Raw genomic sequence first — 8,565 nt, forward strand, 5'->3', positions numbered from 1 at the left:
AAACAGCGCACGCCTTGGATCCCCGAAGCCGGCCCTGCACGCGGCGCGCCCGAATCGCCCGCCCCACCTTGACTGGCCACGACGCTCGTGTGGTGGATGTTAGGGGGCCGTTGCTAATGTGGCGGCACCCCTCATGAGTACGATGTCGTCAATACCCCGCACGCTCGATATAATCGCTTCATGATCCCAATTCTTACGTACCACCAGATCGGCCGGCCCGAGCCTAAAGGCTCGCCTTACCGTGCCTTGACGGTTCATCCGTCGGATTTCAGGCGGCAGATGGTCTGGATGCGGCGGCTGGGCTACTGCGGCTTGGCGATGCGCGACCTGATGCCCTATCTGAAAGGCGAACGGCAGGGCAAGGTATTTGGCATTACCTTTGATGACGGCTATCGCAATGTCTACCAAAACGCCATGCCGGTACTGGATGAGCTGCGGTTCACCGCGACCAATTATTTTGTGGCTCGTCAGCTGGATGGCAGCAATGTATGGGACGCGCAGAAAGGCGTGGCCCCTTCGGCGCTGATGTCGGCCGATGAAATGCGTGCCTGGGATCAGGCGGGGCACGAAGTCGGTTGTCATACTCTGGATCATGTTCATCTTTCTGAATTGTCGCCCGAACTGGCTGAGTACCAGATTGTGCAGGCCAAGCATGAACTTGAGCAGGCTCTGGGCGCCCCGGTCACCGCCTTTTGTTACCCCTATGGCAATGAAACCCCTGCGATTCGGGCCATGGTGCAACGCGCCGGCTATCACAATGCCACCACCACGGTGCGCGGTCTGGTCCGGCCTTCGGATGATTTGTATGGCATCCCGCGCGTGCCGATCTCCCGATCGACGCATATTTTGCGTTTTATGCAAAAATGCCTGACTCGCCTGGAAGACCGGCGTCGTAAAGATTAATTCTGTTTGTAAATCGGTTGTGAACGCGAAAGTGAAGCATGGGCAGTACGCTGGCACGGCTGCGCGAGGCCGGCGCACGATTTATTTAAAAATGGAATAAGGCCTCATGCACAGATTAAAGATAGCGTTGGTTCTTGACCGGTTTGGCAGCCGCTTTGGCGGCGCCGAAGCCTATGGGGTTGCGCTGGCGCGGGAACTGGCACGGGATCACGACATTACCGTTTTTGCCCGCGAATACGATCCCACTTGTGATGTGCAACTGCCTTTTGTTTCTCTGCGTGTCTGGAGCGGGTGGCCTGGCTGGATACGGGTCGGCCTGTTTGCCTGGCGGGCAAGACGGCATACACGGCATGGTTTCGATATCGTCCATTCGCATATGAATGGCTGGTGCGGTGATATTGAGGTCGTCCATGTGACGCCAGTCCGGTACAACTGGCGTGTACGCCAATTGCCTTTTCTGAAGCGTGCGCTATCGCGGGTCAGCTTGCGTGTGCAAACCTATTTGAGTCTGGAGCGGCACCGGGTGGCAAACCGGCCCGCCCACCGCACCGTGGCTGTATCGGGCCTGATCGCCGAGCAGTTGCGCCAGGCCTATGGCGACTCGCTGATATGTCCCGTGATCGCTCCGGGAGTGCAGCGGCCCAAGCCCGTTGCGGCGGGTGCCCGGACGCAGGTTCGCGAGGAGCTGGGGTGGTCGGATGACGATCAGGTTTGTTTGCTGGTCGCTCGCAATCCGTTGCGCAAGGGTTTGCCCACGATAGTGAAGGCCCTGGCGTCATTGCCGCCGCACTATAAATTGTTGGTGGTGGGCGGCCGGCCTCTTGCGCAAGATTTTCTGCGCAAGATCAACGATTCAGCGCTGTCGGATCGGGTGCGGCTGGTCGACACGACATCCGAGGTCGAGCGCTATTACGCCGTGGCCGATCTGTATGTGCATCCCACGCTGAACGATAGTTTTGGCATGGCGCCGCTGGAAGCCATGTCGTTTGGCTTGCCGGTTATTCTCAGCCCGGCTCCATACTGCGGTTTTGCGCAATATGTGGAGCCCGGCCATGAAGCGCTGGTGTTGTCACATCCGGAGGATGCCGCGCAGCTGGCCGGGTTTGTCGAACAGATTGGCGACGATCCGGCGCTGCGAGCCGCCCTGGTGCAGGGAGGCTATGGGGTGGTCGATCGCCACAGCTGGGTCGAAGTGGCACGGCGTTATCTGGAGCTTTACAGCCAGGTGCTGGTCGAGCGCGCCGAAAAAAAATCTAAATCCAGCCTCTGACCCAATAGGCGAGCAAGCCGGCATACTCTTTGATGATCGAACGGCTGGCGTCCAGCGCACGCATGTTCGGCAGCCAGAATGAAAACCCCGGGTCGGTCGGAACGACGATTTGCGGCGCTGCAGGGGCTGCGATGGCCATGATGCCTTGCTTTTTGAAAACGGCCATGGCTCGCGGCATGTGCAGCGCCGAGGTCACGAGCAGGACACGGCTGATGTGTCGCGCTTTGAGTTGGCTGGCCGTGTATAGCCCGTTTTCATGCGTGTTTCGGCTTTGCATTTCCAGCACCAGCGCCCGATCGGGGATATCTTGCTGCTCGAGCGCTCGAGCCATGACTTGCGCTTCGCTGGTTTTGCCCTCCAGCGCGGCTCCCGACAAAATGATGATGGGCGCCCGGTCCGCCTTGTAGAGCAAGGCTGCGGTGTCGACACGCGGCGCCGCGGTATTTTTATTGTAGGGTTCAAACCAGTTTGTGCGATTGTTGGCGGTGTTGCCGCCGAGCACCACAATCGCATCGGCGTTGGGGAGCTCGGCGGGCAATTTTTGCGGATATAGCTGCTCCAGGCGTCCACCCGCCCATAGAGAGGAGGCGGGCAGCGACCAGAATACCGCCCAGCACAGGCCGCTGGCCGCGATGAAAAAAGCGGCTTTGCGGCGCCGGGCCATGAACAGCACCAGAGCAACTATCAGTAGCGTAACGCACAGATTAACGGGGATCACTAAGTTCGTAAAAAAACTCGACATTGTTATGTGCCAGGTTCGATATGCAAAAGGGTACAGGTTTGGCTTTGGACTTCGGCTAGCGAGGGCCATTGTTGCGCCGAACCCAGGCATGTGGCTTTGCGCGACCATGGGCCTGTATGCGCCCTATCGGTGACGCCAAACAGAGTCAGTTGCCTGGCGTTAGCCGCCGCTGCAAGGTGCGAGACGCCTGAATCATTACATATGACCAACGAAGCCAGTTGAGCGAGTGTAGCAAACGCGGCCAAATCAAGCGTCGGCAGACACAGGGCGCTGGGTGCGTTGCGTCGCGCGGCCTCGGCTTCGGCTGCGGGCGGGCACATCGCGACGGCGTATCCTTTGCTCTGGAGCGCCTGGACCAGGCCCTCGAAATAAGGCCAGACTTTGGCCTTGCCATGGTGCAGGCCAGTCGCCGTGGGCGCAATTAAAATGAATTTGCCCGGCGCCAGGCCTGCGTTTTGCAGGGCTTGCCGGCCCCTAGCCAGTTGTTTGCCGGCCAAGGGCAGGCCCAGTTGCGCGGGAGGATGTGTGGGCTCTACGGGCAGGTTCCAGCGCTTTAGCGCCTGCGATGTGACGTAGTACCACGATTGCACGGCGTGCAAGGATGCCGCCGGCTTGCTCACCGGCCAGCGCAGGATCAGGCTGCGCCCGTCATCTCTGTATCCGGCGCAGGGCAGGCCGGCGAATTTGAATACCATGGCGCTCGAGAGCGAGTCGGGCAATAATAGCCCCCGGGCGTGTGCGTGGCGGGCCTTTTTTCGGTGGGCGTGGACTGCGGCGCGGTCTTCTCTCCAGCGGCCTTTCATCTCTACAAAGCCAGACAGGTCATATCCGGCAAGCAGTTCGCGTGCCCAGGGGCGCGCGCACACGACTACGGGCATTTGGGTGTTCAACACGGCTTGCAGACTAGGCAGGCTCATGCATACATCCCCAATCCAATTGGGAAGTCGGATGTAAATGGCAGATAACGTAGGCATTGATTTTTACGGTGATTATTGACAAGAGCGGTATGATGGCCGACGCTTGGAGTGGTCTGAACCTGTTTGGCTCGCACGGGCGTTGCCCGTCCAGACCCCCGTATTATCGACGGATTTTTCAGAACGTTAAAATGAGCCTCTTTTTAGCGTAAAAGTGAGTTGTTTTTGAATTCAAGCTCGCCATCGTCCTCGCCGGATTCCGCTCCTGTCAAATTTGACGTATGGCGGCGCATCTACACGCGCTTGGGGCCCTACTGGAAAATAGTGGTGCTGTCTGCGGTATTGCTGGCCCTGTCGGCCGCCACCCAGCCTACGCTGGCCGTTATCATGAAGCCTTTGCTGGATCAGGGGTTCTCGGGGGCAAAACCTTCGTACATATGGTCGATTCCGCTGGCTGTCATAGGGCTGGTGTTTTTGCGCGGCGTATGTAGCTTTGGCAGCGATTACCTGCTGGCATGGATAGCCAATAACATGCTGCTGGGCCTGCGTCGCGAAATGTTCGAACGCTTGCTGGGTTTGCCCGACGAAGAGTTCAAGCGTGGCGATACGGGGCGCTTATTGAATCGCTTCACGATCGATGCGGGTAATGTCACCGCTTCGGCGACCGAGGTCGTTACAGTGGTGGTGCGCGAAACCCTGGTCATCATTGCGTTGTTGTGCGTGCTCGTATACATGTCGTGGCAACTGACGTTGATTGTGGTCGTGATGCTGCCGATTTCCACGCTTATCGCGCGTTTGTTCATCAAGCGCCTGCGCACTATAAACCGCGATACGGTCAATATGAATGCGGAGCTCACGCGCGTGGTGGGCGAGGGCATCGATGGGCAGCGCGTGATCAAGCTGTTTGACGGTTACGCGCATGAGGCCAAGCGTTTTCAATATGTCAACGGGCGCTTGCGGCGATTTGCCATGCGTACCGCGACGGCGCAGGCGGCCATGTCGCCATTGGCTCAGTTTTCAATTGCGCTGTCGGTTGCGGCGGTCATCGCTGTCGCTTTGTATCAGGCCAATCATCAAAGTTTGACGGTAGGAAGCTTCGCCGCGTTCATGGCGGCACTGGGTCAGATTTTCGATCCGGTTCGCCGCATGACCAATACCGCCGGCCGCATGCAGCGCATGCTGGTATCGGCAGAAAGTGTGTTTACCCTGGTCGATCACAAGCCCGAGGACGACACCGGCACGCGGGTGTTGCAGCCCCCTATCCAGGGACGTGTGGAATTCAGGAATATCAGCCATCGTTTTGCCAATGCGTCGGTCGATACGGTGTCCAACGTGTCGTTTACGGTCGAGCCGGGTCAAACGGTGGCGCTGGTAGGGCGTTCGGGCAGCGGTAAAACGACTTTGGTCAACATGCTGCCGCGCTTCGTCTACCCCACCGAAGGCACGGTGCTTATTGACGGCGAGCCTATTAACGAGATCACGCTGCGCAGCCTGCGTCAACAGCTTTCCCTGGTGAGCCAGGATGTGGTCCTGTTTGAAGGAACCATTGGCGAGAACGTCAACTATGGCGCCCTGCATGATGCCAGCCGCGCCCAGATAGACGCTGCGCTCGACGCCGCCAATTTGCGCAGCTTCGTTCAGAGCCTGCCTAATGGCCTGGACGCCATGGTGGGCGAAAATGCCGGCAATCTCTCCGGCGGCCAACGTCAGCGCCTGGCGATTGCGCGCGCCCTGATCAAGAACGCTCCCATACTGATATTGGACGAAGCCACCTCGGCGCTCGATAATGAGTCCGAACGGCAAGTGCAGGCTTCGCTGGAGCGGTTGATGGTTGGGCGTTCCACGTTGGTGATTGCACATCGACTATCGACGGTTCAGAAAGCGGACAGAATCGTGGTGCTTGATGGCGGGAAAATCGTGGAGCAGGGCCGCCATGAGGATCTGCTGGCCCTGGATGGTCTGTATGCATCGCTTTATCGCATGCAATTCCGGGAAGACGCTTGATTCCAGATGGCCGCGTATGTAGCGGCTCCCCTTTGTGGGTGCCATTTACGCAATAACCTGTGCCCTGTTAAATTATCAAGGCCACACATGAGGCAGTTGAAGATGAAGAAATTGATAATGCTGGCGGCGACGTTGATGCTGGCCGGGTGCGCCGCTTCCCAAGCGGGTTTGCGCCTCAACGATTTACGCACATCTGATTATTTGCGCACCGAACGTACTGTGCCGTTTACCAGCTTTGCCAACATACAGATGGCTTTGTTCAAACATCAGGCCGCCTGTGGCGGCGACATCACGTTTACCGCCAGCCCGCGCAATGCCAGCTATGCCATCGTAAGCAGCCATACGCCGCCGGCTGCCGATTGGGGGAATACGATAGTGATCGACCTCACCTTGATGGAGGCCAGCCCGGTGCGGGCGCGCGCGTACAGTTATCACGCCGGAACCGAGGCGCAGATCCAGCAGATGTTCAACGCCATGGTTCGCCCCGGCGTCTGTGTTAAATAGCGGTCGCTACATCAGCACGATGTCGTATTGCTCCTGCGAATAGACACGCTCCACTTCAAGTGAAATGGGCTTGCCTATGAAGTCGCCCAGCATCGCCAGATGCGGGCTTTCCTCTTCCAGGAACAGATCGACGATGGCTTGCGAGGCCAGAATCCGGAATTCCTTGGGATTGAATTGCCGCGATTCGCGCAGTATCTCGCGCAGTATTTCATAGCACAGCGTGCGCGCGGTCCGGACATGCCCGCGTGACTGGCAGGTAGGGCAGGGTTCGCACAGCTGATGCGCGAGCGAATCCCGCGTTCGCTTGCGGGTCATCTCGACCAGGCCGAGCTGGCTGAAGCCGCTCACCGTCATGCGCGTGCGGTCCTTGGCAAGCGCTTTATGAAGTTCCGTCAGCACGGCATTGCGGTGTTCCAGATCTTCCATGTCGATGAAATCGATAATGATGATCCCGCCCAGGTTGCGCAATCGCAGTTGCCGTGCAATTGCCAGCGCCGCTTCCAGATTGGTTTTGAAGATGGTGTCGCCGAAGTTGCGCCCGCCCACGAAGCCGCCGGTATTCACGTCGACGGTCGTTAGCGCTTCGGTCTGGTCGATGATGATGTAGCCGCCCGACTTCAGGTCAACGCGGCGCGATAGCGCGCGGGCGATTTCATCGTCGACATTGGCGGTGTCGAACAACGGCCGCTCGCCGCTGTAATGCTTGATGCGATCCAGAACGGAGGGCGTGTAGATTTTGGCCCATTCCAGCAATTGTTGGGTAGTGATGCGCGAGTCCACTTGAATGATGCTGGTTGCCGGGGTCACCATATCGCGCAGTACACGTTGGGCCAGGGTCAGGTCGGTGTGCAGGATTGAAGGCGTAGGCTGCGTTTTTGCGAGTGCCTGTATGCGGGTCCACAGCGTGCGCAGATAAGACTGGTCGACGCGCAACTCATCATCCGAGGCATCGATGGCCTGGGTGCGGACAATAAATCCGCCGGTTTCGTCTTCAGGCTGCAAGCCCAGAACGCGCTCGCGCAAGGCGTTGCGCTCTTCCTCCGATTCGATTTTTTGCGAAATGCCGAGATGCGGATCGTAAGGCAGGTAAACCAGCATGCGCCCGGCGATGCTGATCTGGGTGGACAGGCGCGCCCCTTTGGTGCCCAAGGGATCCTTGATGACCTGCACCATCAGGGACTGGCCCTCGAACAGCAGCTTCTCGATCGCCGTAAATGTGCCTCCATTGCTGCGTTCCTGGCGATTCTGGCGCAGGTCGGCCACATGAATGAAAGCCGCCCGCTCCAGCCCTATGTCCACAAAAGCGCTTTGCATGCCGGGCAGCACGCGCACGACCTTACCCAAGTACACATTGCCCACGTGTCCTCTCTGGATATTGCGCTCCATGTGCAGTTCCTGCACGGCGCCTTGTTCGATCAGTGCTACCCGGGTTTCGAAAGGTGTGACGTTGATAAGAATATCTTCAGACATGAAAGGGCCGCTTTGATTCGCAAAGACTCTATTCTGAGGCCAATACCCGCCTCGCGTAAAACGCAGGCGAAATGTTTTGTGGGCCGTTCTGGTTTTTGGCGATTTTGGCACCCACAAGGGGTGTGCTTCAGGGCAACATGCGGTCACGAGGGGGCCGTTACGTGAGCGGTGGGCAGTATGTAGCGGCACCCCTTGTGGGTGCCATGCCGGGAGGCAGCGCGACGGGTGCCGTTTTGTCCCGTAAGGCCGCCTTTCTATGGCGAGTTGAAGAAAAAAATACTAAAGCCGTTTCATTTCAATGCCTTAGGGTCTTGGCGCGGGCCGGGGGGCGGTGGGCGACGGGGATGATGGGCGCCCCGGTTTGCGCACCTCTTAAAAGGCGTGCTATAGTTCGGTTCTTTCGCGGCGGGTCTCTCAGGGTAAACCCTGTAATTTCAGGGGATTCGAGAGGGTCCAGGCGGCGGGAAGAAGGCAGTGAGCGGGTGAAGTGGGTGGTACGGTGGCGTCGGAAGTGCAGTTGACAAGCCCGGCGAAGTGCTTCATAATCTCGCTTCTCTGCAGTAACGAAGGTTCACCGGCAGTTCGGTGGGGCGGCGTGAAGAGGCAGGAGGCAGTACGCAGTACCGAATACGCAGTACCGATGGGGCGAGATTAGAAGGCCCGCATCGTTTGTTCTTTAACAATCAAACAGTCGATAAGTGTGGGCGCTTGGAATGAGTGGGCAGCCTTTCTCACGAGAGGTCGCATCAAGCAATATC

The 8,565-nt window shown here is 58.4% G+C and carries 7 protein-coding genes; 4 read left to right on the top strand and 3 right to left on the bottom strand.

The features are described from left to right. Positions 1 to 180 precede the first annotated feature (180 nt). On the top strand, positions 181 to 903 hold the full coding sequence (locus EDC26_RS14135) for a polysaccharide deacetylase family protein (protein WP_132583723.1): 723 nt from the start codon (positions 181 to 183) through the stop codon (positions 901 to 903). 106 nt (positions 904 to 1,009) lie between these two features. Beyond that, positions 1,010 to 2,173: a glycosyltransferase family 4 protein gene (locus EDC26_RS14140; protein WP_132583725.1), complete on the top strand. Its 1,164-nt coding sequence runs from the start codon at positions 1,010 to 1,012 to the stop codon at positions 2,171 to 2,173. Here the strand turns inward: EDC26_RS14140 and EDC26_RS14145 are convergent. Beyond that, positions 2,157 to 2,921: a YdcF family protein gene (locus EDC26_RS14145; RefSeq protein WP_132583749.1), complete on the bottom strand. Its 765-nt coding sequence runs from the start codon at positions 2,919 to 2,921 to the stop codon at positions 2,157 to 2,159. The genes EDC26_RS14140 and EDC26_RS14145 overlap by 17 nt on opposite strands. After that, the gene (locus EDC26_RS14150) at positions 2,918 to 3,889 is read right to left on the bottom strand and encodes a glycosyltransferase family 9 protein (protein ID WP_132583727.1); all 972 of its coding nucleotides are present in this window, start codon (positions 3,887 to 3,889) and stop codon (positions 2,918 to 2,920) included. Before EDC26_RS14150 ends, EDC26_RS14145 begins: the two co-directional genes overlap by 4 nt. Positions 3,890 to 4,054: 165 nt before the next feature. Between EDC26_RS14150 and msbA the strand changes: the two genes are divergently transcribed. Next, complete coding sequence (msbA, locus tag EDC26_RS14155) at positions 4,055 to 5,833, top strand: lipid A export permease/ATP-binding protein MsbA (RefSeq protein WP_132583729.1); 1,779 nt, start codon at positions 4,055 to 4,057, stop codon at positions 5,831 to 5,833. Positions 5,834 to 5,935: 102 nt separating this feature from the next. Then, positions 5,936 to 6,337, top strand: coding sequence for a hypothetical protein (locus EDC26_RS14160; protein WP_132583731.1), 402 nt, complete (start codon positions 5,936 to 5,938; stop codon positions 6,335 to 6,337). A 6-nt stretch (positions 6,338 to 6,343) separates the two neighbouring features. On the opposite strand, the gene rng is transcribed toward EDC26_RS14160, so the two are convergent. After that, the gene (gene rng / locus EDC26_RS14165; RefSeq protein WP_132583733.1) at positions 6,344 to 7,807 is read right to left on the bottom strand and encodes a ribonuclease G; all 1,464 of its coding nucleotides are present in this window, start codon (positions 7,805 to 7,807) and stop codon (positions 6,344 to 6,346) included. Positions 7,808 to 8,565 lie beyond the last annotated feature (758 nt).

Source organism: Paralcaligenes ureilyticus (assembly GCF_004346225.1).
Lineage (GTDB): Bacteria > Pseudomonadota > Gammaproteobacteria > Burkholderiales > Burkholderiaceae_B > Paralcaligenes > Paralcaligenes ureilyticus.